Source organism: Sporosarcina sp. FSL K6-3457, assembly GCF_038007285.1.
Taxonomy (GTDB): Bacteria; Bacillota; Bacilli; order Bacillales_A; family Planococcaceae; genus Sporosarcina.
In genome coordinates, this window is record NZ_JBBOWX010000001.1 from 1765809 (window position 1) to 1792417 (window position 26609).

Here is a 26609-nt window from a genome sequence, read left to right on the forward strand (position 1 = left end):
GTTCTTTACTCTGTCCCTAGGCTTACTAGTATACTTAACTGATGATAGAATTCATTCGTATAATTGTGTTTAGAAAAATACAAAGTATAGAAATCAATTGAATTTACTAATGGAAAGTGGGAAGATACATGGCAATTATTCAAGTGTCTCAGCGTGAAGGATCCAACTACAAAACCATTCAGGTTGCAGTAGAGGCAGCTCTACCAGGAGATACAGTGGAAGTTGATGAAGGTGTTTATGATGAACATGTAATAATCGATAAGCTGCTCGTTCTTCGAAGTTCAGAAGGTGAAGCGAGCTCAGTTCGTCTAACAGGAAGTGTTCGTATCGCGACAACGGAAGAAGTGCGTATCGAATTGATCAGTATTGGAGGAGGCACTGGTCCAGTGGACTTTGGTTTACATATCGAATCAGGAGATGTAACGCTTCACCACTGTCTTTTCTCTGAGATTCAAGGAGTTGCAATGCGAGTTGATGCAGCTGCGAAAGTATCCGCAGAGCATTCGATCTTTCAAAAAAACATACAAGGGATTGAGGTATTAGGGCGTTTGGCTTTGTTCGAATGCATCGTAGAAGACACGATCAAGTCTGCACAAATTAGTGTGCGCGCGAGAGGAGAAGTCGCGGTAACGAATTCCGGAATTTTAAGTGGGCAAGATGCTGGCCTTTGCTTGTATGAAACGAGTCGAGCAACAATCACCCAAAGTTCATTCATCGGAAATCGCGGGGTTCAACTTCGTTTGGAACAAGACAGTTCTATGGACGTAGAAAGTACGAATTTTTATTTTGGACATGTCCAAGGAATCTATTGTGATCAATCTAAGGGTGTCCTGAAAAATTGTGTCTTTAAAAACCAACGTTTGGAGCATGTAGCATTTACGAATGGATCCCATATCAAAGTCGAGGCAAGTACGTTTGAAAATGGTGAGGCTGAAGGAATGAACGTCAGTGGTTCATCAGTTGAGTTATCGGACTCACAGTTTAAAAACCAAAAAGGAGACCAAATTTCCTGTAACGAACAAAGCAAACTCTCGATTACAAAAACACAGATCCTTTCGGGGGAGTCTAGAGGAATTGTGTCCGGAAATTCCACATGTACACTCATCGAATCGGAAGTGAAGTACAATCAGATGACGCAACTCTCTGCGTTTACTCAAAGCGTGTTCACGATTCTGGGTTGTGAAGTTGAGAGTGGAAACAATAAAGGAGTTTACGTGACAAGTAGTCAAGTGACTATTTCGGATTCTCTTATTAGCCATCATAGTGGTGTACAGATTTTTGCATCTGAACATTCGGAAGTAATTCTGTCGGCGAGCGAAGTAAAGAGTGGGGATAGTGCGGGGATAACTGTGAAAGAATCCGAGTTGACGGCAGCCAATAGCATCATCTTCGGTCATAAGGGGTCCAACGTTTTACTCAGTGCTGCGACTAAAGCAGAAATTACCGATTGTAAAATATCGGGTGGCGATAAGAACGGCATACTTGCAGGCCCTGAAGTAGTTATTTCAGTAGAACGGTCAATTTTGTTCAATCATAAAAGGCCACAAATAAGAGCAACGGAATCTGCAGAAGTCTTTATAACAGAGTGTGAAATCTATGACGGTCAATCGTCAGGAATCGTCTTGAGTCAGGTGGAGCGTACTGAAGTGACGGGTTCTCGAGTACATGGTCAGCGTGATGATCAAATCATCTTGCAAGATTGTTCAGATGCTGTATTCACTGGGGTGCAAGTGATGAATGGGAAGAAGGCTGGACTGAGGCTCGAGCGTTCGGTTCCGGTTCTTAACGACTGTTCTTTTGAGAACAACCAAGCAGGAGATTTAGTTCGTTGGGACGACAGTGTTCCTTTGCTTACCGATACGGACTTGCAGGTTCCACCAATCACTAGTAAATTAGGCGGCAGTGCTGGACATTCCTCTACTGTAGATTCATCACCTACTGATCAGATGGATGTTTTCATGAGTGGTTTGAACGGGTTTATTGGACTGGAAGATGTGAAAGACAAAATCCAGGAGTTTAAAAACGTAAGCGACATTAATCAATTCAAATTAGAGCGTGGAATGAAAGCTAATCCGATGATAGCGCCTCATATGGTCTTTCAAGGTAATCCGGGTACTGGTAAAACGACAGTCGCTCGGCTTTTAGGAAAGATTTTTAAGGAACTAGGTTTATTAAAGACAGGCCACGTAACTGAAGTGAAGCGGGAAGATCTCGTTGGAACGCATGTTGGTGAATCAGAAGAACGAACGAAAGTAATTATTAAGGAAGCTATGGGTGGCGTCCTCTTTATAGACGAAGCGTATACGCTTGCAGCAGGGGGCAATTCTAGTAATGATTTCGGTAAAAAAGTAATTGAAACGTTGCTTCCTGCAATGGAAAATTCTCGCGGTGAATTCATTGTCATCGCGGCAGGCTATACCGAAGAAATGAACAGTTTCCTAGCGTCTAATCCGGGATTGAAAGATCGTTTTACTGAAAAGATTCACTTTCAAGACTATACACCAGATGAGTTGCTTCAAATCCTCTTAAGCCAGTGTGAAGGAAGCTATGTGCTTACTCCTGCTGCCAAACAAGCGGTTTATGAGGAGTTCGTGGAACGTTATCGTATGCGCGATGAAACATTTAGTAACGCTCGAATGGCACGTATACTATACGATCAAATCGGGCTTGCTCAGTCGATGAGAATTGCGAAACTTCCGCGTGAAGAGTGGACGGAAAAGGTATTGACGACGTTTGAAGAACAAGACGTTGTACAAGCGGTACAAGAGCGTGGAGTGAAGACGTACGAAGTTCCAATCGATGAAGTACTACTCGCCCATAAACGTGCAGAACTCCATCAGTTTATCGGTCTTGGTTCTGTGAAGTCTGAAATAGATAAAATGATTGAATTAATGAGATACTACAAACGAGAAAATCATTCTACAGAGAAATTGATGAACCACACGCTGTTGATTGGTAAACCAGGGACAGGTAAAACCGAGGTCGGTCGTGTGCTCGCTGGTATTTATCAAGCGCTTGGATTATTAGAACGAGGCGATCTGATTGAAGTAGATCGCAGCGATTTAGTCGGTAGTCATATTGGTGAAACGGAGAAGCTGACAGCCGGGCTGATTGAACGAGCGATGGGTAGTGCGTTATTTATTGATGAAGCGTACACACTTGCGAGTGGTGGAGAGAATGACTTCGGGAAAAAAGCAGTGGACGTGTTGCTGAAAAAAATGTCCGATCGACAAGGCGAGTTCCTATTAATCGCCGCAGGGTACGAAAAAGAAATGAATCGTTTCTTAGACAGCAACCCAGGACTCCGTCGACGTTTCGGACTAACGTTTCATTTTGAAGATTATACACCAAAGGAGTTAATGGAGATTACCGACCTCTATAGTAAAGGGTACGGCATAACAGACGAAGCAAAGAGTGCATTAGTTCGTCACTATGAAGAGATTTATGCGCGTAGAGATAGTCATTTCGGAAATGCCGGTCTTGCTAAAAAAATAGCGAAAGAAATGATGCGTAAAGTCGATTATCGAATGGCTGTGGCGAGCAATAAACAAAATAAGCTTGCGCTCGAAAAAGAAATTACGAAGGATGATTTAGTTTTGTTGGAGAGTTGAATGATTACTATAATTTCCTACTTAAAAAGCCGAGTTCTAGACTGACATAGCGATATGAGACACATATAAAACACCTTTATTAGACTTCCATTACACCATATTTTACTGGTGTTAGGTAGCCTGGTTGACTGGCACCACAGTAAGATCGAGAGGAGAGTCAATATGGAAGTAGTATATTTTGCAGGTGGATGTTTATGGGGCGTACAAGCTTTTATAAAAACTTTACCTGGAGTAAAGTTTACAGAAGCAGGAAGAGCTAATGGAACAAGTCATACACTTGAGGGTGATTATGATGGGTATGCCGAATGTGTAAAAACAGGATTTGATCCGACAGTTGTATCAATCAGAGAATTAATGGGATATTTATTCGAAATCATTGATCCATACAGTTTGAATAAACAAGGACAGGATGTTGGCGAGAAATACAGAACAGGCGTATATAGTGAAAAGCATGAACACTTAAAAGAGGCGAAGGCGTTTCTTAGTGAGAGAAATGATTATAACCTTATAGTTGTTGAAGTATTACCTCTTACAAACTATGTGAGAAGTGCAGAAGAGCATCAAGATAGGTTAGCTAGATGCCCAAATGATTATTGTCATATTCCAGAAGAAATATTAAATAGGTATAAGTAAGGGAGGAGACATTCAAATATCCATACGATGCGAACCCTACCAAAATAGAAATGCTGGAGAAATGAATCTATAATTGAAGACGACAACTAATGTAACGCAGGGTAATTAATCATACATATAACCCTGCTAAAAAAATCCCTAACGTCTCTTGATAAATTTCATCAAACTGGTCTAAGGGAAGTGGATTTATTCCTGAACCAAGTTCAACTGTGAATCCAGGTCTTCGCCATTCCTGAATAAACCAATCCTTATATCCAGCGTAGCTGTCAATTGTTTGAACTGGTTCGTAACCGCTGACCCTACTGAACTCGTTAACTAGAACTTTAGACTCCGGAGGTTCAAGGTTCTCGTACCCCCAGTAAATAACTTCTCCCTGTGTATGAAAAGCTAGTACTCTCGTAAAATCCCGTCTTCTTGTCAGTTCCGCCATCGCAATTGCCTCAGGTTCGGACAAAGGACTTTCACCTCCATAATCTCTTGGACCCGGATTCTTAGGATTACGGGCTCTTTCCAAATCCCAATTGGCAGGAAATTGATCATTCAGATCCACACCATTTATATTGGCTTTCCACCCCGAGAAGTCTAAGCTACCATTATTCCATTCAACAACTTTACTTCGCCATGGCTCATTTGCAGGCGGACCATTTAACACCAAATTTACTCCGTCCGGGTTGACCATTGGAACAATGGATAAGGTCGTTTGCTGGTATAAAGGGAATGTGGAAAGACCGCGGATAGGAGTATGGTTCGTTAGGGAAAGCAAATAATCATTTAAAAAGGTCAAAATGATAGGGGTGGTAATCCATTCATTCGCATGAAATGAAGCATTATAATGAACTCGTTTAGTGCCACTACCAATCACAATTTCTGGTATTTCACGTCTTAAAACGGAATTTCCGATAGAAGGGATTTGCAAAAATGGATAAACTGCTAGTAACCTTCTGATATCATTCATCATGATGTCGTAATCATAATTTTGTTTCCCGTTTATAAGCCTCCACGTAATCCTTTGAGGAATTTTAATCATCTGTCCAACTTGCAGACGATTCGGTTCGAGATTAGGGTTGACAAGAAGAAGTGTATACAAAGAAAGATTTTGTCTTTGAGCAATCAACCATAAAGAGTCACCTGTTAGAATTTCATAATTGACGGCAACAAATCCAGGAATTTGAATTTGCTGACCTACCGTAAGTATGAGTGGGTTGATGTTTCGGTTGGAATCGATAATCAGTTGAAGAGGCATCTGGAATAGCTGGCTGAAATACCAAACCGAATCTCCAGGTCTAACAAATATGTCCATGTCGTTCCTCCCCTTAGTCGAAAATACTTAGTAATAATGAAAGCTGAGAAATCGGGCTTTAATTTGGCTATTTCATTGAGTGATTGGGAATGAAACAGCTTCGTCCCTCTGTCCAATTCACCAATCTTTTTTGCACCTTGGTTTTTCCAAAGCTCGCAAAGACGAAATAATGTTACGCCTCCACCTGGTTCTGAACCGAAGATTAATACATCATATTCCTACTGTGCCATTTCTTCTACGGTAGTTGTTTGGAATCCAGTTGTTTGCATATCGAACAACCAAAAAAATCCCCATTCAACTTGCGCATCATTTACATATATGACGGATTGCTTGGACCGTATGTGTATAGAGTTGTGGTATTAAAAATTAGGAGTGCTCCTTAATCCAACAGAAGAATTTGGCGGACGAGCTTTTGAATATTTTTCTGCAAGGCAAAGTGAAAAACGTGCAACGAACGAACTTAGTAAATGCGCAAAAATTCACGGATATGTTGAACAACGCCCGAGGAGAAAGTTCTTGTATGAATCAATTTCAAGTTCAACCTCTGTTTAATATCAATAAACAGAGGTTTTCCTTCTCCCAAAACAACAGGGTGAACAGATAATCTAAATTCATCAACAAGGCCTAAATCGATAAAAGTTGTAATAAGACTTGCTCCGCCGTATAACCATATGTCTTTACTGGGCTTATTCTTTATTTTATTTACTTCTTCAGAAATAACATCATTTATGAATACTGCTTTATTATCAGTCCCTTTTTGCATTTTGGAAAACACATATTTCTCTTTACTGTGAACGAATCCCCACATTTCTTTTTCGGCATCAGTATCTTCAATTGTTGGCGTATATTGTCCCCATAAATCGTAACTTTTTCTTCCATACAAAATAGTATCTATTTGATTTAGGAAATTAGTAAACCCCATCTCAGAGTCCATTATGCACCAATCAACTTCACCATTTACCCCTTCAATAAATCCATCTAGCGTAACTGCTAAATCTAAAATTATTTTTCTTGATCTTACTTCATTAGACATTATTTTTTCTCCCTTGGTTGTCCCTCAATTAATCCCGTTTATGGAAGATTTATCTTGTTGAAAATCAGTCAAATTTGTATAACATTATTGTTTCCCAAAAATATGCTTTGTGATTGAAATAAATGTATAATCAGTAGGGAGATACCTTGTTCACAATGATATTTTGAATACAAGGTTCTTGAAATCAGTAAGGTCAAAATGGAGGTGTATGCTAATGTATTTATCAACAGGAGAATTGTCAAAACGTCTAAAAGTATCCGTTAGAACGCTAAGGTATTATGACCAAATTGGTCTTGTCCACCCCTCCTAAAAAGGGGAGGGAGGCAAGCGGTTTTATTCAAAGGAAGATATTTTAGCACTTGAAAAAATTCTCCTTTTGAAATCACTATCACTTTCTCTTGAAGATAGTAAAAAAATCGTAACGGAAAAATCGATGACATCCATCTTATTGGTACATAAATCTTTATTAGAGGAACAAGTAGACATCATACAAAAATCGATTCAACATACAACTTCCTTATTAAATATTTTGAAATTGGAAGGAACTATCAACTGGGAAGACTTGCTCTCTTTAGTTGTCAACCAAGAAAAGGAACGTGATTGGCAACAATATTTCACGGAAGATGAAAAACAACTGTTGAAAGAGCAACTTCCCAAGCTTGAAAATGACGATTTAACCACAAAAAAATGGATGAATGTGATGAAACGAATTGAAATGTGTATGGACAAGGAGCTATCTCCACAATCGGTAGAAATGCAGCTCATCATGGAGGATATGAATATCCTATCAGAAGAAACATTTCAGGGAGATCAACAATTGATGGATAAGTTTTGGGAAGTAAGAAAATCTGAAAAAGCATCAGCGGATTTAGGACTCTATCCTATTAATCCAGCCCTCATAGAATTTATAGAGCAGGCTCTTCAAGTCGAAAAATGAGTAAACACCGCTTGCGATTGCAAGCGAAAGCCGTCACGCAGAACGGCTTTTGCGAACAAAAGCGCAGCGTTGAGAGCAGCAGGCAGAGTCCTTAATTTTCGCGAAGAACGTAGAAATACGGCCAATCGGATTCTTTAGTTTAACGAATATAGTAACTACTCATTCATAAAAAGGCAGTAAGTATAAGAGCAATTCCATTAAAGGTGCCGTGAATAATGATGCCTGGAATCACAGAACCCGTTTTTTCGTAGGTCCAAGAAAAGATTAATCCAGATGCAAAGGTGAGTGGCAAGACGTTATAGGTTGGAATATGAACAATCATGAAAATGAAGGAACTAACGAGCATTCCCATAGTAATCCCAAGCTTACTTCTCAACAGTCTATAAAGAAACCCTCTATAAAATATCTCTTCGTATACGGGTGAAATGATACTTGCTGACACAAAAGCAATTAGGAAGTTTAAAGGTGTCATGTGAGATTGGATACTCTCCGTCTTACTGTTCTCCACGCCTATCCCGATTAAATCCATAACCAAGATTAACAAAATACTAACGGTAATTGAAACAACCGTCCAGCCAGCAATCGGCCCCCAATAATTCAAAGGGAAACGATTTAGTCCCACATCATTCCAGGTGAGTCGTTTAGGCCTTAACGCAATAAAATAAAGCCCCGACATAAAAATGATAGACATAATAAAACCGACCAAAGTACCAGCGTACAAGTCATTTTGAAATGACTCTGACAAGTAGTACATCAATAAATACTCAACGAAAAAAGGGACTAAAACTAACACAAGAATGAGAAGCTGAATAAATTCCTTCCACGACCATGGTGACCGGTTAAAATATAATTTTTGATTGTTCAATACGATTCCTCCAAATACATAGTGGTATGTACTTAGAGTAAATGGTGACGTAGCGTAACCTGCAAGTGTTTTTTGAAAAAATGATGCAAATGAATTGCGGTGCTTTTGCGTTTCAGATGAATAGACTAATAGTTTTGATTTGCTGGAATTGGGAGTGTGTGTTCTTTTCTATTAGATTAAAGGATAGTATGTGGGTAATTAGCCTTTATCGCTTCCTTTGAGAGACAGCTTATTGAAATTGCCCAATCTTGACTAACTACAAAGAGCAATCATAAGTCTTTACGACTTGTAGATTGCTCTTTTTTTCACACTTTTATTTTTGAAAACCAAGCTGGTCTAAAACCTGTACTTTTGTTCCCATTCATCATTCTACTAAAAGCAATGCCTTGGCTAGTTGTTCGGTAAACGTATCGGCAGAGAGAATTGGGAATTCACTGAGTACAGTAGCCCACCATTGTTGGATGTTTAATAGTGGGTACGTCTTTTCATTCTTTCTAAATTTCTTTGAAACTTTTCCTGAAATCTCTCGTCTATACGTTGCTTACAAGATAGAAACATATGAAGCAGAGAGGATGGCAACAATTGAAGAAAAAACTACTTACTACATTTGGCGCATTGGTGCTCGCGTGCAGTTTGCCTTTAACCGGCAACGCAGCGGGCAAACAGCGATTCTCTGACGTACCGCCGACAAAGCATTTTGCAGAGGCGGTGTATGAACTTGCTGAACGCAATATCATCGGAGGGTACCCGGACGGCACATTCAAGCCGGGCAATCCGATCACGCGAGGCCAGGCAGCCGCAATCATTGCGAAATTGACGAAAATGGATCTAACGAACGTCAAAAACCCGAATTTCAAGGACGTCTCGGAATCGAACGGTTACTACAAAGCGATTGCCGCGCTGGCCGAGGCAGGTATAATCGGCGGCTACGAGGACGGTCGCTATGGGCCGAATGATCCGATTAAACGGGGGCAGCTGGCTTCGATTCTCGTCAAAGCGTTCGATCTGCCACGCTATAGTTTCGATTACACCAAAAATCCGTTCAAGGATGTCGTCTATTCTGAGTCGCACGGTTCCAACATCCTTATTCTCTACAGACTGGGCATCGCGGGCGGAACATCCCCCGACCGGTTTAGCATTAACACGCCCGTGACGAGAGGCCAGGCGGCGAAGATGATGAGAGCGACCGAAGAATCGAAACCGTCGATGGAGTCGCTCGAAGCAAAAAAATTAGGGATGGATGGAATCTCCAACGTTAATTGGAAAACAGGTCAGGACCTGTACGAACCGATCGTTGTGCACGGTATAGCAGGCTATTCAACAGACAGGCTGCAGCTTGTCCCACTGAAGGAAGGAACAGCCATGCTTAACTTGCTCGGGTACAATGGGAATGTACCTATTGAACAGCATAGATATATCTATAAGAAATACTACGTGCATGTCAAAAAAGTGAATGGCGAATTGAAACTGACCTTGGAAGAGACGAATGACTATCTGCCGACAGAAGCGCGGCTTGCAGTTGCTGCTGGCGAAAAGGTCGAGAACATCAGTCTTTCCACTGTGGACGGGGCGTTGCTGAACGAAAATGTCGCGTTCAAGAAATGCGAGGGGACGCAAAACGTATGCCTGGCCATTGATAAGCCGGGCAGCTATATCGCCAAGACCCGTCTCGCAGGGGGCAAAGAAGTGCGGTACGCAATCGAAGCGAAAGAACCGGAACGTGCTGTCTTCCACTATGACATCAAGACATTGAGGGAGCAGCCTTCCTACGTATTCGATACGAAAACACTGTTCGATCATAACGATTACTATGACAAGGAAGCCGCAGAAAACATTGGGAAGCATAAAATCGTAACGAGAAATGCTGACGAGATTGCTAAGATTACAAGAGATCCCGGCACCAATGTCTTCCGCGTCACTGCGAAGAAAGTGGGGACAGTCGAAGTGGAATTTGAGAATAGCGTTTACTGGAGGATTGGCCAGACTGGTGACGCGTTCTCGGGTATCACGTCCGGTATGAAGATTACCGTGCAGGAAATGAATGGACTCATTAATATTTCCACATCGCAAATCTATGAAATAAATTCGGATATGTAATCGAATAATGACTGCTACTTGCGTGCAAAACTACTTAGTAAATAAACCATAATTGATTAAAAATGTGAAGAGAGCCAATCGCGTTAAATTGGCTCTCTTTTGATGATCATGAAAATATATCTTGAATTTCTGCGGGAGGTCCTGAAGGGGAGAATGCGTACGATAAGCGCATGCTTCTTTCGGATTCACGTTCTAGAAAACAAGAAAACCACCCTGCGCCGTTCATGGATGCCGCGATAGTCCGCCCACATCATATAATGGATGTCTTTTTTTATTTGCTAAGACATCCTCCAAAACTTTTAAAAGACTTTTGAAACTTTTTCTGAAAATCTCCGTCTGTACGTTACTTAATTGACAGTGGGGATAAATGTATGAAGAAGATTTCTAGAAACATACCGTTACTTGTGTGCTTGATTGTATTTATAATAAGTGTTGGTGCAATATAGATTTTAGTTGAATCGTAAGGAAGAGGATTGGTATATCCTTGCCATAGGAGAGCAACCGGGATATATTGCTAAGTAGTCTGTTGATTTGGACGAAGGCCTTCCTGTGCTTGTCTACAATCAGGTTTTACCGCTGCGGATGTAGAAGAGCTGGAGGATGTTTTCCAATTCGAAGCAAGCTGATACGGAATAACAGAGAAAAAGTCGTTTGAGCAATTTGTTGCGTATGTGGAGAGAAACATGACGTGGCCATAGAGGGGGCGAGGGTTCGTAAATGAGTAGTACTATTGATCAAATAATCGATGAGCATTCGCGTTATTTAGTGCGCATCGCTTATTTATATGTGAAGAATTGGTCGACTGCGGAGGATATTGTTCAAGAGGTGTTTGTTACGTATTTTCAAAAGAGTGACCAGTTTCGCAATGAGGCATCATTGAAGACTTATTTAACGAAAATGACAGCCAATCGTGCAAAAGATTATTTGCGCTCGTGGAAGCATAAAAAAGATGTGCTGTTTGATACCATCTTTGCTTCGACAAGAGGCGCAGAAGAAGTCGTGTTGGAGCAAGAGCGACTTGCCTCACTAGAAAAAAATCTTTTCCAGCTTCCATTAAAATACCGTGAACCATTACTATTATTTTATTATGATGAGCAATCGATAGCGGAAATAGCAAACTATCTGCAGCTGAATGAAAATACCGTGAAAACACGGCTGCGAAGGGCAAAGCAGCAGCTAAAGGAATTCTTTGAGGAAGAGGACGGGGAGGTAGAGAGCCATTGAGCGATTTCAAACGTAAGCTCGATCAAATGATGGGCGATACATCGAAGCAGGAAAGGCGGATAAAGCAACGTGTGCATGAGCGTTTACAGAAGCCGGCTAGAAAGTTTTCTTGGCAAGTGCTGTTTGTCTCGGCGGCGATTCCTTTAGTAGCACTGTTTCTTATTCTCACAATTGACCCTACGAATTATCTATCTTCAGATAAGGGACCTGGTATTCCTTATGATCCATTGGATGATTTGGCGCAAATCTCTGCACTGCAGAAGAAGCAGCAACTGTCAGCCGTTGATTATGAGGAATTTGCGACACTTCCGCATTTTGAGGAAGTCGATGGTCTGTATTATGTGGATAAAGAAACGTTTTCATTACAAGGGAGTTCGGAAGCAATGCACACGGTCATTGAGCGCAAAGTGAATTTATTCGATGAGGTTGTCTATGAGGCAGGCGACATTGTACGCACGATGACTAATACGACAAGCCATTTACCGACCTATATGGATGTCTATTATAAGGTGATTGCGGTCCCGGGGGATCGTGTCGTACTGAAAAACGGCAAGCTGGAGATAAACGGCAAACCGTTGCCATCTGACATTATGGATCGTTATGAAAAACAGGGAATCACGATTGTAGGGGGGTACGACCAGCTATTGAATGCACGGGAATATTTTTTATTGAACCATTTCCCTGCAAGTAAAACGGTACAGGGGGCAACGATTACGCCTGTGCATAAAATTTATGGGCAAGTTGTCGGCATAGCAACGGAAGAGCGTACCTATTCGATTTATATGGATTATTTAACTGGACAGCTTACGGGTGACTATACACCGGAGCAATATTTTGATTTGTATATATATGATGATCTGTTGGGGTTTGGGAATTCGCTAAAAACGCCTGCTTTTACAGAAATTAGCCGGTTGGGTGAACTGTTTGTAGAGGCATCTTATCGAAAAACGGCTTCGGTTTCTGATAATGAGGTTGAAATCCGCTACCAATATGGGCGAGAAGGGGTAGCAGATCGGGCGTTTACGATGAAGCGGGTTTCAGGCTCAGATCGTTGGGCGATAGCAGAATAGCGAAGGGGACCCCGACATAATTTTCGGAAACCAGATTGGCAGTTGCCCAGAAGAAGTAGCCGTCAACCAACCGCTTACGATATAGGTACACCAACCTGGTTTTCCATCCACTAATTTTGGGGCATCTGATTCTAACTTTCATTCATTATAAGGGGGGAGTATGAAAAAAATGAAGAAATTTATGGCTACAACACTAGGTGCATTATTACTTACTGCCACTATGATTCCAACCATGCAGGTCAAAGCAAAAGAGCCGTTTTCGGATTTAGGAGGAATCGGAGCAAAGAATGATATTATGTATCTGTATGAAAAGAATATCATCGGTGGCTTTGAGGATGGTACATTCAAGCCGAATCAGCCAATTACACGAGCGCAAGTATCATCGATGTTAGTGAAGGCATTGGATTATAAATTGATTGACAATCCAACAGTTAACTTCAAAGACGTGACGAATAAATCTAGTTATTATAAAATTATGGCGACGGTTAGTGAAAAGGGGATTCTACGTGGGGACAACGGCTATATGCGTCCAAACGAGCCAACAACAAGGGGGCAAATGGCTGCAGTTTTAAGGAGGGCGTTTGATTTACCGCTAGAAAAGCAGGCAACCTTTGTAGATGTATCGCCTTTAAATGGGTTCTCCTCAGATATCAATAGCATTGCGAAGAACAGAATTACAGGTGGCTATCCAGATGGTACATACAAGCCTGCAAATGCGGTAACACGAGCGCAATTCTCTTCATTCCTCGTTAGAGCACTTGATGATCAGTTGAAAGTAAGTTCTTATAAATCCTACGTTGGTCAAAAAGGAACTGAAATAGAGCAAGATGGATGGTTGTACACGATTAAAGGTTCCAAGCTTGTTAAAATCAACCAAAAGACAAAAGAAGAGGTTGTAATGCTTTCCAAAACGGACTTCTCTTATATTGATGCTCTCTATCAGGCGAGACTTCAAGATGGGTTCCCGATTATCCTATACAACAATGAGTTGTTCATTCCCTATTGGAGCAGTGTTGGCGAGGCAACTGATCTCCCTCTATCTTACGGCCTGATGAAGATTTCGACAAATGGAGGGAAATACGAAGAGATTGACTTGCAGGGACGCAAGTTTAATTCTGGTGATAATCGAAATGTGTATGTATGGAATGATAGAATTTACTATACAGTTGAGCAAAAATCAACTGATTTAAACCAGATTTTCGATGAAACAATCAATATTGATGAGCCACTGTACTTCTATTCAGCTAAGTTGAATGGAAGTGATCCGAAAGTAGAAGCTACAATCGATGCCCGAGTTATCTTTGAAGATGTTGGCGGATACATAAAAAAGCCAACCATCAGTCAGGACAATAAATCTATTAAATACAACCATTCTGCAATGTACTACTTCAATAAAAAAGGTGTCTTTAAATATGATTTAGTTAATAGCAAATCGACAAGACTAACAAGCGTTCAAGCTAAAGATATGATAGTAACAGACACTGGAATTGACATTGTGGATGTGAAAGGTAAAAAGCATGCGTTGAAAAAGTAATGAAAGGTATCCTTCGGGATGCTTCAGACTGTAGGTAAACTCCAGAAAAGATGATGTTTGCCTACAGTCTTTTTTTAGAAAATAATTTATAAAGAGGTACCTAATCTAAATGAGTGAAGAATGTTGAAGTAACGTCAAATCACACCAGCCAACTTTAGAGGTTAGTGTGATTTGACGTTTTATTTTTAGCCTAATTATACGCGCCTGAGTTCAAGTTTAATCCATGCTTAAATAATGTAAACATTTCACCTTAAAACCATGACTATCATCCCTAGTAATATGGTAGCATTACAGTAAGTCTGAATTTATAGAAAAAAGAGGTCTTGCGTGATGTCTTTTATTAAAAAATCCTTTTTATCACGAGTTGTAGAAGTACTGAAGGATAAGGAAGAACTAAAATCGCCAGTCGTTATTAAGCATGGAACTTCAATGGATGCAGAGATTACTCGCTTGCAAACAGAATTGGCTGAAGAACAGCTGGATATGAATCGCAAGAAAATAGAGGAGAACATCAAATTATTGAAAATCGGCAAGGCGGGGGAGCAGTCGTTACTGTTTGAACTAATGAATTCGTTTTTGCCGCTGCTGATTTTGCATGATGTGTATATTGAGCATAAGGGATTGACTGCGCAGCTTGACTTTGTTGTGGTAACGCGGCAATTCTTTTTAGTCATTGAAGTGAAGAAGTACTATGGCAATATTACGGTGAATGACAAGGGAGAATTTATACGAACTGTGAATCGCGGGAGTCGAACAGTTTTTAAAGAAGGTATGTATAGCCCTATTCGCCAAGTTGAACGACAAGTAGAAGTGCTTCAATCTCTGTTGGTCGATCATGATGTGATTACTAAAACGCCAATTCGCTATGCAGTTGCATTTGCGAATGAAAAAACGGTGATTGATTTAAAGAAAGCGCCAAAGGAAATAGAGGATAAAGTTTTTCGCTCTGATGGCATTGTGTCGTTTATAAAAGCTGAATTAGAGAAGAATTCGCCTGTTCATTTCAAGGATGGAAAAATGCAAGAGTTGGCGGCATACATACATGGACAGCATATTGATAAGCATTCCATCGAAGTTTCTGAGGAGCAGGCGGTTAGTTTCTATCAGGAAGAGGAAGTGCCCGTAGCTGCAACACTGGAACAAGAGCCCGTGTTGCTTTCAGATGAAGAGCTTGAATTGAAGTTGAAAAAATTCCGTAAAAAGCTAGCAGATGAAACGGAACGAAAGGCATTCCATATATTTACGAATAAAACGTTGGACAGCTTAATTGAAATGAGACCGACTACGTTGGAAGCTTTACGGAAAGTGGAAGGGATAGGGGATAAAAAGCAGGAGGAGTTTGGGGCGGAGTTAGTGGCGATTATTGGGGGAAGTGAATGATAAGTTATAGGACAAAATCATAGAATTCTTATGTAAGGCAATGATTAATTTTGTAAGAGTAATTAAAGAACCTTTGAAACAAGCAGCATAAGAGGCTCGCTAATTATTTTGAAAAGGTTTTTTTCATATATGAAGATAGATTCAGAACTAATCATAGATTTACTCGAGGCTTTACCAGAAGATAAACAAAAATTGGCGATTGAATATATTTATACCCTTGTTCGCGAATGGGATCCTGATTTCACAAAATTAACTCCACGTGAACAAAAAGAAATTGATGAGGCTCGAGAAGAAATGAAAAATGGCGAATATGTCCAGCTTGAGGATGTAGATTGGGATGCTGAATAAAATAAAAGTCAAGTTTCTATTCACCTTTGAGCTACCTGCTACAGCGGATAGTGTTGAAAGCGATTAAAGAGAATTTGAGCATCGACTGGAATTTGTGCGATTCCGCGAGAGCGAAGATGAGAACCACAGTTTGGAGACTGTTGAAGAAGTCCGGTTAGCCACCTGGTTTGCAGAAGTTGGTGGTGGATACTGTGGTGAAGCAGGCGGAGTTGATGGGTGAGATGGAGGTGAAAGAATAGTTTAAGGCCCTGGTATTCTTAAATGGATTGCATAAAAACTAAAGTGATGTAAATATTTACAAACTAATTTTATTGCTATATACTTGATACAAGAAGTGAAGTGAAAGGGAGGATTTTAAGCAATGGACATTAACTATAAACAGTTCATGGGACTTACAACCCCCATTCATAGTAAGGCCGATGTAATGTTGAATGGGCTTCTCAAGGATTTAGTATTGTCTATGGATCATTATTTTCAATCTACAACCAGTAAATCTAATGACTTTCATTGTTTTGTCAATGAATCGAAAAAACAGTATCCTGAGGTACTCTACTTTTGGGAGTGGATGGATGAAAAAGGCTTTAGATTATTGAAGGAATTAGATAAAAGGCTTCCTGAATCGGAAGAGATTGTTGAATACTTGAATTATAGAAGAGTTATTCTTGAAATGGATGTTGAAAGCGGTGAACTGGATAATTTTTTATTATCTGTTACGGAGTTATTAATCTCTGTGAGTGGCTATCTAATGAGTTATTTCGAAACAGCTGCAACAGCAATTGAGATATCGGAAGGGAAAATCACATTGCCCCATCGTGAAGTTCATTATAAAGAAATTTATTGGAATATTATCGAAGGCTCTGCCACTACTGGTGCAGGGCTTTTATTATACGTAAAAGGAGAGATTATGAAGTGGATAAATCAACAGCTTACAGTGAATATGTTATTTCCAAAACAATGATTCAATTGGAAGAGGCATCGCTAGAAGGACTGACAATTTTAAAAGAAGAAAAAGAGATTATTATGCCATTGTATAACGATTTGTCTTTTGGTTTTAAAGTCAGCGAAGTAGAAAACAATCGAATAACAGCATTTTTCAAAACGGTGATTGACTGTAAAACACTGGGGAGTGATGAGAATTCAATTTCAATAGAGTGCATTTATCGTGGGGTTTTTGTATCCAACGAAGAAATAAATGCTAGTGACTTCACTGAATTTGTTGAGATTCAAACCGTACCCCAACTAGTTCCTTATGTTAGGTCATTGATTACTTCGCTTTCTGCACAAATGAATATGGATCCAATTATCTTGCCTACCATGGATATTATTCAGTCATTAATTAAAAATGCACAACATGAAGAAAGTGAAGATTTAAATGAAGGTAGAGATTGAATTTCACCCATCCGATTGGGAACAGCCTCAGTTAGAAAGTGTTGCTGAATCCGTTGCCTTATACATCTTTAAATATAAAAGAAGTATCGAAGACTTGAATTCTTTCATGAGGGTTAGTGGGGATTGGTGGAGGAAAGATATACATAAGTCGATGTTTCAAAGATGGATCAGTGCATTTGTTCCTAATCGAAAAAAAGTTGCTGCTGACAAATTGGAGTTTGCAGATTTGCTAGAAGAAGTTATGGATGTTTGCGAAACAGTACAACAGTGGGAGAAAATGCGTGGTTTAATTCCGGAGAAGATTTTTGAAAAGTACTTTAGTGAAAAACATAAATTTGCTACTACGGGTTATGGTGTTGTCGTATCAATTAATCAAGCGAAAGTTCTGTACAGACCCGAGGTTATTACAGACGGGGATGGGAATCGGCAAACAGTAGATGCGGGTAGTTGGAACGGACACTATGGGGAGTTTGTCGAGGTAAAGTTTCAACCGGAAGGTTTTAAGGAAAAAGAATTTGGTTATCTTCGACTTCTAGAAAATAGGCTAGATGAAGCGGGTGCAGACCACCAAATTTTTCTGGTAGCATTTGATGACCCGGATTTTATGAAACGCCAACTTATATATAAAGGTTTTTTAAAGGAAGATACTAGATTTAAGTTGTTAGGACATCAAGATATCATTAGCTGAATTTTCATGGCGCGTTACTTGTGACAGGCAATTGTATAGGGCAACCGAGGATTTAGGGACAAGCGGCGTGGATTAATCGCATTACCCCAAAAGAATTTAGCGGAGGTCTTCAGCTGTTTCCATTATGGAAACAGTTCGAAATGAAGGTGGCAGTGTAAAAGGCTTCGTTTTAAGTGGTTAAAAGTGGAAGGTCTTTAGGCCAGGATTACTTTGATGAACTGCTAGAACGCATTCGTGAAATCAGGGCTTTTAAATGAAGAGCTTATCAAAACAAACCTGTTTAAAACGTAGCTTTAAATCCTACCGAAGGAATTCAAAGCTACGTTTTTTCTCTTGAAAGACTAAGTTGGTAACTATTCAATAATCTTCATAGAGATCCAATTCATTAAATAAATAGGCCAATTGATCATGAAATCCCCAACCGATTCCATCTGTATCTGTTACAATTTCCCTCAATCTTTCTTTGAAAATTTGGATAAACTCCTCTTCCTCATTGCAAATCGTAATGATCCTTTCATACATTGTTTCCATACTGGTATAAAAACGGTCATCAATATCACCGTACGTATTTGTAAACTCGACGCCTTGTTCGACGTAGACGATAAAGTACCTGTTTTGAAAACGATGTATGGCAAGCGTGTATCAGGTTATAAATTGATGGGATATGTGACGACAGATGGGACTGAGGATGTATCAGAGCAGATGAAACTGTTTTAACTTGTGTGAAGTGGTAGGGTCTAGCACAACCCTCTAATATACCCTGGCCTTACACGATACTGCTGAAAAAGTACGGCTATCCAGCTGATTTGCAGAAGTTCGCGATGGATACGGTGATGGTGAAGAACATATGCTTCTTTGAGGTGGTTTAGTGAATGCTTGAACATAAAAAATCCACCATGCATTGTAATGATGTGTGGTGGGTTTAAAAATTGTTATAGAGACTATTTAATAGCAGCGTAGCGTTTTTAGCAATCATAATTAAAAGTAACGTTCCCAATTTTCGTTTGATATCATTCTCTCTACTTACATTATACCATTATTAAAAAATTATTTATAGACTACTCCTTCCTTAATTCCTATACTATACTTTTATATACAAATCTAAAAAATATAAGGGGTGTATCAGTATAAATGACAAAAAAGATGTCTTAGATAATGGTCCTTTTTTTCATGGTACTAAAGTAGAACTGGAAATTGGAGATTTATTAGAACCACAACACTTATCAAATTACCAAGATAAAAAATCGAACTATATATATTTTACTGCAACATTAGATGCTGCTAAATGGGGTGCTGAATTAGCAACATCTAAATCAAAAGAAAGAATTTATATTGTAGAACCATTAGGTGATTTTGAAAATGATCCGAACTTAACTGACAAAAGATTTCCTGGAAACCCAACACGTTCTTATCGGTCTACATCTCCCTTGAAAATAGTAGCTGAATTAAGTTCATGGGAAAGACATTTCGATGAAGAAATAAATCATATGCTTACATCTTTAAAAAGTTTACGTGAACAAGGAAAAGCTATAATATACGATTAATCCTTAATCCCTATTCAAGTGGTAAATTAGTTGAACAACGCCCGAGGAGAAAGTTCTTGTATGAATCAATTTCAAGTTCAACCTCTGTTTAATATCAATAAACAGAGGTTTTCCTTCTCCCAAAACAACAGGGTGAACAGATAATCTAAATTCATCAACAAGGCCTAAATCGATAAAAGTTGTAATAAGACTTGCTCCGCCGTATAACCAGATGTCTTTACCGGGCTTATTTTTTATTTTATTTACTTCTTCAGGAATAACATCATTTATGAATATTGCTTTATTATCAGTCCCTTTTTGCGTTTTGGAAAACACATATTTCTCTTTACTGTGAACGAATCCCCACATTTCTTTTTCAGCATCAGTATCTTCAATTGTTGGCGTATATTGTCCCCATAAATCGTAACTTTTTCTTCCATACAAAATAGTATCTATTTGATTTAGGAAATTAGTAAACCCCATCTCAGAGTCCATTATGCACCAATCAACTTCACCATTTACCCCTTCAATAAATCCATCTAGCGTAACTGCTAAATCTAAAATTATTTTTCTTGATTTTACTTCATTGGACATTATTTTTCCTCCCTAGTTTGTTCCTCAATCAGTCCTGTTTGTGGAAGATTGATTTTATTGAAAATCAGTCAAATTTGTATAGCAAGTATAACATTATTGTTTCCAAAGAAATATGATTTCGTAGAACCCTATAAGATTGATTTAAGGCCATGGTGTTCGGAAATGGGTGCAGAGGTTTTTTTAGAATCGAAATGAATAGATTAATGGTTTTGATTTATTTGTATAAACAGTTAAGTTTATGGCGGGATGGAATTAAGAATCTGCGTTCTTTTGAAGCGTGAAAAACGATTACACATATATTGTCAAGGTGAACAGGTGTATATAGCCTAAACCTGTTATATACTTGAATTATAGAAGAGTTAAGCCAAGGATGTTTAGTGCTCAAATGATTGGAGGAATGCTTTCATGCAAACTATGATTTTTGGAGAACATGAAGAAAATACACTTCGACAGTTTCAAAATTGTTTAGAAAATGGAAATGTCATAGGTGGCGTACTATGTGCGGATGGACATTACGGATATAGTACGCCAGTAGGCGGAGTTGTTGTATACGATGGACAAATATCTCCATCGGGCGTCGGTTATGATATTGCCTGTGGAAATAAAGCAGTCAGAACGAATATTAAGTACGAAGAGATTAAAAACATGCTTCCGAGTGTGATGGATGAAATTGCGGGGAAAATTTCTTTTGGTATTGGACGAAAAAATAACAAACGGGTAGATCATGAGTTGTTTGATGATCCGGACTGGAATGTTTTTCGTCAAATTGGTCAGCAAGAACATGATACGCTAAAAAAGTTGGCCATCGATCAGTTAGGGACTGTCGGCTCTGGTAATCACTATGTCGATCTTCTTGTCGAAGAACAGACAGGGGATCTATGGATTGCCAACCATTTTGGCAGCAGGGGATTTGGCCATAAGACAGCGAGTGGTTTTTTAAATGTAGTTAATCATCGTGGTTTTTCAGACCGTGCCCCCGGTGAAACGATGGAGCAAGCGCCAACATTAATTGATTTGGATAGTGAGCTAGGCGATATGTATTATCGCGCGATGACGTTGGCTGGAAAATATGCGTACGCAGGAAGAGATTATGTCATCGAACAAGTTCTCCATACTCTGCGTGCTAAAGCGCTATTTGAAGTGCATAATCATCATAACTATGCATGGAAAGAGATGCACCAAGGGAAAGAAACAATCGTTGTTCGGAAGGGAGCAACGCCATCTGCACCGGGTCAGTTAGGTTTTATCGGTGGCAGTATGGGTGATATTTCGGTTATCGTGCAAGGGAAAGATTGTGAAGACAATGAACATGCATTTTACAGCACAGTTCATGGTGCAGGCAGGATTATGAGTCGTACGCAGGCAGCAGGGAAGATGAATTGGAAAAAGCGTACTCGTTCTGGCGGGGCAATATCCCAGCAGCAGATGGATGATGCAGTGAAAGAATTTGGCGTCATGTTACGCGGTGGAGGGACGGACGAAAGTCCATTTGTGTACCGAAAACTACAAACTGTACTGGATGCACATAAAGACACGATTGATATTTTACACGTCCTGAAACCAGTGGGTGTTTGTATGGCTGGTGCAAATGAGCTTGATCCGTATAAAGACTAAGTGTGATTTTTTTTGAAAGGAATATCAACTGTAAGTCAAAACAAGCTTGATGACCACTCGATTGAAGGGGTCATCAAGCTTGTTTTCTTTTGTCAGAGGAGCAGAAGTGGTAATTCTCTCTGCTCCTAGCTTTTTACTATATCTCGAAGCGCTTCCTCGATTGTGCTAAACGTAAACTTAAAACCGTGCTTTTCCAATCTTTCTGGAACAACCCAACGACTTTTTAAAATCAACTCTGTTTCGGTCCGCATAAAGACAGCACCCATTTCAAGCATCCACTTCGGTGACGGGAGGCCTATCTTTCGATCCATCGATTTTCGCAGTTGTGTCATGAATTCCCGATTCGTGATAGGCAGAGGAGCTGAGCAATTGAATACTCCAGTCAACTGTTTATTGTCCTGAAGGAAAAGTAGAATCCGAAATACATCTTCTACATGAATCCAGCTGAACATTTGGTTGCCTGATCCTTGTACCCCGCCGAGCCCGAGACGTACTAGGTTACGGTAGGGCTCCATCACTCCGCCATCTTTACCGAGTACGATGGCTATTCTTAGGGCGACTTTCCTTGTCTGAGGCAGGTCGAACGTAAATAGGGATTCCTCCCATGCTTTAGCCACATCAACCGAGAAACCAGTTCCAATCTCACCACTCGCTTCGGTCATGGGCCGATCTTCCGCATGTCGATAAATCGTAGCTGTACTTGAATTAATCCATAAAGAGGGCGGATTTTTACAGGCTACTAATGCCTGTCCAAGGATGTGAGTCGTCTCTGTTCTAGAATTGAGTATTTCTTTCTTATTCTTCACATTGTAGCGACAGTTGACGGACTTGCCGGCGAGATTGATGAGCATTTCTGCATCTTCCAACGCCTCTACAATACTTGTTTGATCGGTCCATGAAAGATGTTGTGACTGCCTAGAAATGATAATGACTTCATATCCTAAATTTGTAAACTTGTCCTCAAAATATTGACCTATAAAGCCCGTTCCACCAGCAATGACTATCTTCTTTGTCATATCATCCACTCGCTTCTTCTTAGTTCTTACAAATAGGACGACAGTTAACCTACTTATGATGCAAATAATTCCATTATTCTTTTGAAAGTTGGAAAAGCCTTGTTTTTTCAGATAACAAGAAAGTTTGAGTGATTGGTACGGTTCGCAACAAATGGTTCAATTCGCCGCAATATTCAAAAGTCCACGCTACTTGTCGAACTCATGGCTAGAAAAATGTGTGGGGAATTCTAATTGATGAAAGTAAAACATAGTATCCAGAGAGGGATGGTGGACAGATGTACATTGGGGGAATGTAACCAAGCTACAAGGGGGGAGTTGTGTAAATGATCCTAGGGCCATTATCTAGAACTATATTGGAACGACGAAGTGTTTTAATGATTGCAGGAAGATTAAGTGAAATGAGGTTCTTAAATAGGGTCTAACTATACGAATAGTTGAGGGGGATTATGATGAAGAAAAAATGGAATTGTTTTCAAAAACTCTGTTTCTCGCTAGTAGCATTGATAGGGGTAAGTGCTGTTCTCGCCGCCTGTAGTGGTGGTCCCAAAAAAGATGAAGTGACTACCGGAGAACAGCCATCGGGGAATGAGCCTCAAACAATCAGATTGGTTGCTGCCAATCACCCATGGACTGAGGCAATTATGCCACTACTACCAGATTTTGAAAAGGAAACAGGCATTACGGTGAAAGTAGACAGCTATTTCGAAGATCAGCTTTCCCAAAAGACCTCTGTTGAGTTTGCTGCAAACGCAAAGAGTATCGACGTCGTCCTGTTCCGCCCGCTTCAAGACGGGAAACAGTTTGAGAAAAACGGATATTTTGCCTCTTTGAATGAATATGTTTCACAACAAGGAAATTCTACGGATGATTTTGTTCCGTCCGCTCTTGGCAGTGTGAAAAACGGGGATAATCTGTACGGGCTTCCAGTTGTAACAGAATCAACGGTTTTATACTACCGTAAAGATATTCTAGAAAAGGCGGGTCTTCAACCACCGAAGACGTTGGATGAACTGAAAGAACAGGCGGAGAAATTGAGTGATCCTCAAAATGGATTATATGGGTTTGTCGCACGTGGGAAACGTTCTCCAGCGGTTACTCAGTTTTCAAGTTTCCTTTACAGCCATGGCGCTGATTTCATGAAGGATGGACAAGCGACTTTGAATACACCTGAAGCGATTCAAGCTTTTGAATATTACGGTGGGCTGTTAAAAGATTATGGTCCTCCTGGAACATTGAACATGAGCTGGCCAGAAGCGATGGCTGTCTTTACGCAAGGAAAAGCAGTTTTCTATACAGATGCATCTGCTCTTTATACGAACGCAACGGATCCTTCGAAGTCAGGAGTAGCCGATCAAGTTGGTTTTGCCCCGTTCCCAGCTGGCCCCGGTGGAAATAAAGTGGCAGCCCCTCCGGCTTGGGCTATCGCTATTGGTGCCAACTCTGAAAAGAAAGATGCTGCATGGCAGTTCGTGAAATGGGTTACGAGTAAAGAAGTTGTGTTGAATCTTCAGGCTGATGGAATCACAGGAGCTTTGACATCGGTTTGGGAAATGCCGGAAGGTGTTGCTCATTTTCCGGAAGACCTGACAGAAGCGATCGTTGAAAACAATAAGCACGGGGTGCCGTACGATCGTCCTGCCATCATTAATGTAGGAGAAGCACGCGATGCGATTGGTGATGTGATCAATGCTGCGATTGAAGGTAAAGATGTAAAAGCTGCTGCAGAGAAGTCTAATGCGACGTTCCAAGCCATTTTAGACAAAGAATAATAGCAACAGGGATGATGATTTTCGATTGGCAAAGGGTGTTTTCTTTGCTGACAATTGAAAGTCATCCTCCTCTTTTTATCTATCACATAGACTTTCGAAGAAGGGGGAAGTTAAATGTTGTACTGGATTGACAAGAATGTGAAATGGATTTACCCTTTGCCAGCAGTTTTATTTGTTGGCTTGATGATGATTTTTCCGATAGGCTACACGTTTTGGCTAAGTTTCCATGAGTGGAGCATGTCGAATATTACGCCTCCTTTATGGGTCACCCTCGATAATTATATGTCTCTCTTTAAAGACGAGCTGTTTCGTGAGTCGCTTTGGATTACATTTTATTTTACTGTTGTTGCCGTCGGGGTGCAGACGGTGCTCGGGATTCTCCTTGCCCTATTGATGAACAAACATATTATCGGTAAGGGACTTGTCAAGACACTTTTTCTTCTCCCGATGATTGCAACGCCAGTAGCTGTTGGCTTAGTTTGGGTCTTGATCTACGAACCTAATGTTGGCGTTGCGAACATCTTTTTGCAGGCACTTGGTTTGCCGGTACAGGAATGGCTTGCATCCCCTGACCTTGTAATCCCATCCCTGATTTTGATTGATGTATGGGAATGGACGCCAATGATTGCCCTCATCGTCCTTGCAGGATTAGTTTCCTTGCCTAAAGACCCTTATGAAGCAGCCATTGTGGATGGGGCAAGCGGTTTGCAGATTTTTTGGAACATCACCCTGCCGCTTTTGAAGCCGGCCATTTACTCAGCTGTACTGCTTCGTTTGATTGATGCATTGAAAACCTTTGATATTATCTACGCAACGACCCAAGGAGGGCCAGGTACCTCATCACAGACTCTGAATATTTACGGGTATGTGTTAGGCTTTCAATATTTCCAAATCGGGAAGGCATCAGCCTTATTGATGGTGTTTTTTGCGATTGTTCTCTCTCTTAGTATTCTGGTAATCTCCTTACGTAAAAAGGCAGGTGCTTCTCTATGAGTAAACGGAAGAAAATCACGGTGAAATCGATTTCTACAAATATATTAGTTTATTTCATTCTAATTCTTTTCATTTTGCCTTTTCTTTGGATGATTTTGGCTTCATTTAAGACCCAACAACAGATTTTGGATACGTCCAATCTCTTTGGTTTTACGCCAAACTTTGATAACTATATAAGCGTATTTACCAAATATGCGTTCATGGATTTCATCGTTAACTCGTTTCTGATAGCAGTTGCATCCACCTTTTTAGGCCTGATACTTGGACTACCGGCCGCTTATGCCATTGCAAAATATAAACAAAATGGATTGGGCTTGTTGATTCTGATTGCTCGAATTGTTCCAGGAATTTCGTTCTTGATTCCTTGGTTTATCATCTTTTCAAGGCTAGAGCTCATCGATACATATACAGCGCTGACGCTTAGTCATACGCTCGTAACGATGCCATTCATCATTTGGGTAATGATTCCTTTCTTCGAAAGTATGCCAGGGGAATTGGAAGAATCAGCGAGAATCGACGGTTGTACGACTACGGGCGCCTTTCTCCGAGTAATTTTACCCATTTCTGGTCCTGGAATGATCACATCCTCTATTCTGGCCTTTATTTTTTCGTGGAACAATTTTATGTTCTCGCTAATTCTTGCGGGAGAAAAAACCAAAACGCTGCCAATTGCAGTATTTAACTTCCTTTCCTATTCTGAAATTAACTGGGGAGGCTTAATGGCTGCATCTGTCATCATTACATTACCCGTGCTCGTCATTGCACTAATCATGCAGCGCTTCATTATCGCAGGTTTGACTGGTGGAGCGGTAAAAGGGTGAGAAGGGGCTAGCCTCCTCTTTTAAGGATTCAAAGCTGATCTACATTGACGAGCGTATTTGTAGTTAAACTCTAACGGATTAGGACGCTAATGAAGAAAGAGAAAAGCGACAATTTGTTCGATTTTGAACAAATTGTCGCTTTTTTGAATGTAGACACATTGAGATATTTA

25 protein-coding genes and 1 pseudogene are annotated in these 26609 nt (G+C 40.2%); 20 read left to right on the forward strand and 6 right to left on the reverse strand.

Translation table 11 applies throughout. From position 1 onward, the window contains the following. Positions 1-128 precede the first annotated feature (128 nt). Both N1I80_RS08555 and N1I80_RS08560 read left to right on the forward strand, forming a co-directional pair. Positions 129-3611, forward strand: coding sequence for a right-handed parallel beta-helix repeat-containing protein (locus N1I80_RS08555; protein ID WP_340737457.1), 3483 nt, complete (start codon positions 129-131; stop codon positions 3609-3611). Positions 3612-3773: 162 nt separating this feature from the next. Further along, the gene (locus N1I80_RS08560) at positions 3774-4244 is read left to right on the forward strand and encodes a peptide-methionine (S)-S-oxide reductase (protein ID WP_340737458.1); all 471 of its coding nucleotides are present in this window, start codon (positions 3774-3776) and stop codon (positions 4242-4244) included. Between the two features lie 109 nt (positions 4245-4353). On the opposite strand, the gene N1I80_RS08565 is transcribed toward N1I80_RS08560, so the two are convergent. Both N1I80_RS08565 and N1I80_RS08570 read right to left on the reverse strand, forming a co-directional pair. Then, complete coding sequence (locus tag N1I80_RS08565) at positions 4354-5544, reverse strand: M14 family metallopeptidase (protein WP_340737459.1); 1191 nt, start codon at positions 5542-5544, stop codon at positions 4354-4356. Between the two features lie 460 nt (positions 5545-6004). After that, the gene (locus N1I80_RS08570) at positions 6005-6577 is read right to left on the reverse strand and encodes a dihydrofolate reductase family protein (RefSeq protein ID WP_340737460.1); all 573 of its coding nucleotides are present in this window, start codon (positions 6575-6577) and stop codon (positions 6005-6007) included. Positions 6578-6791: 214 nt separating this feature from the next. Between N1I80_RS08570 and N1I80_RS08575 the strand changes: the two genes are divergently transcribed. After that, the gene (locus tag N1I80_RS08575; RefSeq protein WP_340737461.1) at positions 6792-6887 is read left to right on the forward strand and encodes a MerR family DNA-binding transcriptional regulator; all 96 of its coding nucleotides are present in this window, start codon (positions 6792-6794) and stop codon (positions 6885-6887) included. Between the two features lie 66 nt (positions 6888-6953). Further along, entirely contained in the window at positions 6954-7514 is a 561-nt protein-coding gene (locus tag N1I80_RS08580) for a MerR family transcriptional regulator (protein ID WP_340737462.1), read from the forward strand. Between the two features lie 163 nt (positions 7515-7677). Here the strand turns inward: N1I80_RS08580 and N1I80_RS08585 are convergent, their stop codons facing one another. Continuing rightward, complete coding sequence (locus N1I80_RS08585; protein WP_340737463.1) at positions 7678-8379, reverse strand: CPBP family intramembrane glutamic endopeptidase; 702 nt, start codon at positions 8377-8379, stop codon at positions 7678-7680. Between the two features lie 582 nt (positions 8380-8961). Here N1I80_RS08585 and N1I80_RS08590 point away from each other — a divergent pair. The 10 genes and pseudogenes from N1I80_RS08590 (at position 8962) to N1I80_RS08635 (ending at position 18109) form a co-directional block, all read left to right on the forward strand. Continuing rightward, complete coding sequence (locus N1I80_RS08590) at positions 8962-10476, forward strand: S-layer homology domain-containing protein (RefSeq protein ID WP_340737464.1); 1515 nt, start codon at positions 8962-8964, stop codon at positions 10474-10476. A 717-nt stretch (positions 10477-11193) separates the two neighbouring features. Further along, positions 11194-11700 (forward strand): sigma-70 family RNA polymerase sigma factor, encoded by a 507-nt coding sequence (locus tag N1I80_RS08595; RefSeq protein WP_340737465.1) that lies wholly within the window; start codon positions 11194-11196, stop codon positions 11698-11700. Then, the gene (locus N1I80_RS08600) at positions 11697-12770 is read left to right on the forward strand and encodes a S26 family signal peptidase (protein WP_340737466.1); all 1074 of its coding nucleotides are present in this window, start codon (positions 11697-11699) and stop codon (positions 12768-12770) included. The genes N1I80_RS08595 and N1I80_RS08600 overlap by 4 nt, the downstream gene beginning before the upstream one ends. Before the next feature lie 169 nt (positions 12771-12939). Beyond that, positions 12940-14304, forward strand: coding sequence for an S-layer homology domain-containing protein (locus N1I80_RS08605; RefSeq protein WP_340737467.1), 1365 nt, complete (start codon positions 12940-12942; stop codon positions 14302-14304). A 330-nt stretch (positions 14305-14634) separates the two neighbouring features. After that, complete coding sequence (locus tag N1I80_RS08610) at positions 14635-15684, forward strand: NERD domain-containing protein (RefSeq protein WP_340737468.1); 1050 nt, start codon at positions 14635-14637, stop codon at positions 15682-15684. 129 nt (positions 15685-15813) lie between these two features. Next, on the forward strand, positions 15814-16032 hold the full coding sequence (locus tag N1I80_RS08615; RefSeq protein WP_340737469.1) for a hypothetical protein: 219 nt from the start codon (positions 15814-15816) through the stop codon (positions 16030-16032). A gap of 56 nt (positions 16033-16088) precedes the next feature. Continuing rightward, positions 16089-16271: pseudogene (locus N1I80_RS23355) on the forward strand (type I restriction enzyme endonuclease domain-containing protein); the annotation flags it as partial. Positions 16272-16393: 122 nt separating this feature from the next. Beyond that, positions 16394-16990 carry a hypothetical protein gene (locus tag N1I80_RS08625; RefSeq protein ID WP_340737470.1) on the forward strand — a complete coding sequence of 199 codons (597 nt, stop codon included), beginning with the start codon at positions 16394-16396 and terminating at the stop codon, positions 16988-16990. Then, positions 16942-17421, forward strand: a complete 480-nt coding sequence (locus N1I80_RS08630; protein WP_340737471.1) for a hypothetical protein — start codon at positions 16942-16944, stop codon at positions 17419-17421. The genes N1I80_RS08625 and N1I80_RS08630 overlap by 49 nt, the downstream gene beginning before the upstream one ends. Next, the gene (locus N1I80_RS08635; protein ID WP_340737472.1) at positions 17405-18109 is read left to right on the forward strand and encodes a hypothetical protein; all 705 of its coding nucleotides are present in this window, start codon (positions 17405-17407) and stop codon (positions 18107-18109) included. The genes N1I80_RS08630 and N1I80_RS08635 overlap by 17 nt, the downstream gene beginning before the upstream one ends. 357 nt (positions 18110-18466) lie before the next feature. Here N1I80_RS08635 and N1I80_RS08640 read toward each other — a convergent pair whose 3' ends face one another. Then, entirely contained in the window at positions 18467-18631 is a 165-nt protein-coding gene (locus N1I80_RS08640) for a hypothetical protein (protein WP_340737473.1), read from the reverse strand. A gap of 63 nt (positions 18632-18694) precedes the next feature. Between N1I80_RS08640 and N1I80_RS08645 the strand changes: the two genes are divergently transcribed. Together N1I80_RS08645 and arr are read left to right on the forward strand one after the other, a co-directional pair. Further along, positions 18695-18826 carry a hypothetical protein gene (locus N1I80_RS08645; RefSeq protein WP_340737474.1) on the forward strand — a complete coding sequence of 44 codons (132 nt, stop codon included), beginning with the start codon at positions 18695-18697 and terminating at the stop codon, positions 18824-18826. A gap of 410 nt (positions 18827-19236) precedes the next feature. Beyond that, entirely contained in the window at positions 19237-19653 is a 417-nt protein-coding gene (gene arr / locus N1I80_RS08650) for an NAD(+)--rifampin ADP-ribosyltransferase (RefSeq protein ID WP_340740006.1), read from the forward strand. Positions 19654-19656: 3 nt separating this feature from the next. Here arr and N1I80_RS08655 read toward each other — a convergent pair whose 3' ends face one another. Then, positions 19657-20226 carry a dihydrofolate reductase family protein gene (locus tag N1I80_RS08655; protein ID WP_340737475.1) on the reverse strand — a complete coding sequence of 190 codons (570 nt, stop codon included), beginning with the start codon at positions 20224-20226 and terminating at the stop codon, positions 19657-19659. Positions 20227-20640: 414 nt separating this feature from the next. On the opposite strand from N1I80_RS08655, the gene N1I80_RS08660 reads away from it, so the two are divergent. Further along, positions 20641-21840, forward strand: a complete 1200-nt coding sequence (locus N1I80_RS08660) for an RtcB family protein (protein ID WP_445683699.1) — start codon at positions 20641-20643, stop codon at positions 21838-21840. A gap of 125 nt (positions 21841-21965) precedes the next feature. Here N1I80_RS08660 and N1I80_RS08665 read toward each other — a convergent pair whose 3' ends face one another. After that, positions 21966-22856, reverse strand: coding sequence for a TIGR01777 family oxidoreductase (locus N1I80_RS08665; protein ID WP_340737477.1), 891 nt, complete (start codon positions 22854-22856; stop codon positions 21966-21968). Positions 22857-23305: 449 nt separating this feature from the next. Here N1I80_RS08665 and N1I80_RS08670 point away from each other — a divergent pair, with 449 nt between their 5' ends. From N1I80_RS08670 to N1I80_RS08680, 3 genes are all read left to right on the forward strand, one after another. Beyond that, positions 23306-24625, forward strand: coding sequence for an ABC transporter substrate-binding protein (locus N1I80_RS08670; RefSeq protein ID WP_340737478.1), 1320 nt, complete (start codon positions 23306-23308; stop codon positions 24623-24625). 114 nt (positions 24626-24739) lie between these two features. After that, positions 24740-25618 carry a carbohydrate ABC transporter permease gene (locus N1I80_RS08675; protein WP_340737479.1) on the forward strand — a complete coding sequence of 293 codons (879 nt, stop codon included), beginning with the start codon at positions 24740-24742 and terminating at the stop codon, positions 25616-25618. Beyond that, positions 25615-26439 carry a carbohydrate ABC transporter permease gene (locus tag N1I80_RS08680; protein WP_340737480.1) on the forward strand — a complete coding sequence of 275 codons (825 nt, stop codon included), beginning with the start codon at positions 25615-25617 and terminating at the stop codon, positions 26437-26439. The genes N1I80_RS08675 and N1I80_RS08680 overlap by 4 nt, the downstream gene beginning before the upstream one ends. Positions 26440-26609 lie beyond the last annotated feature (170 nt).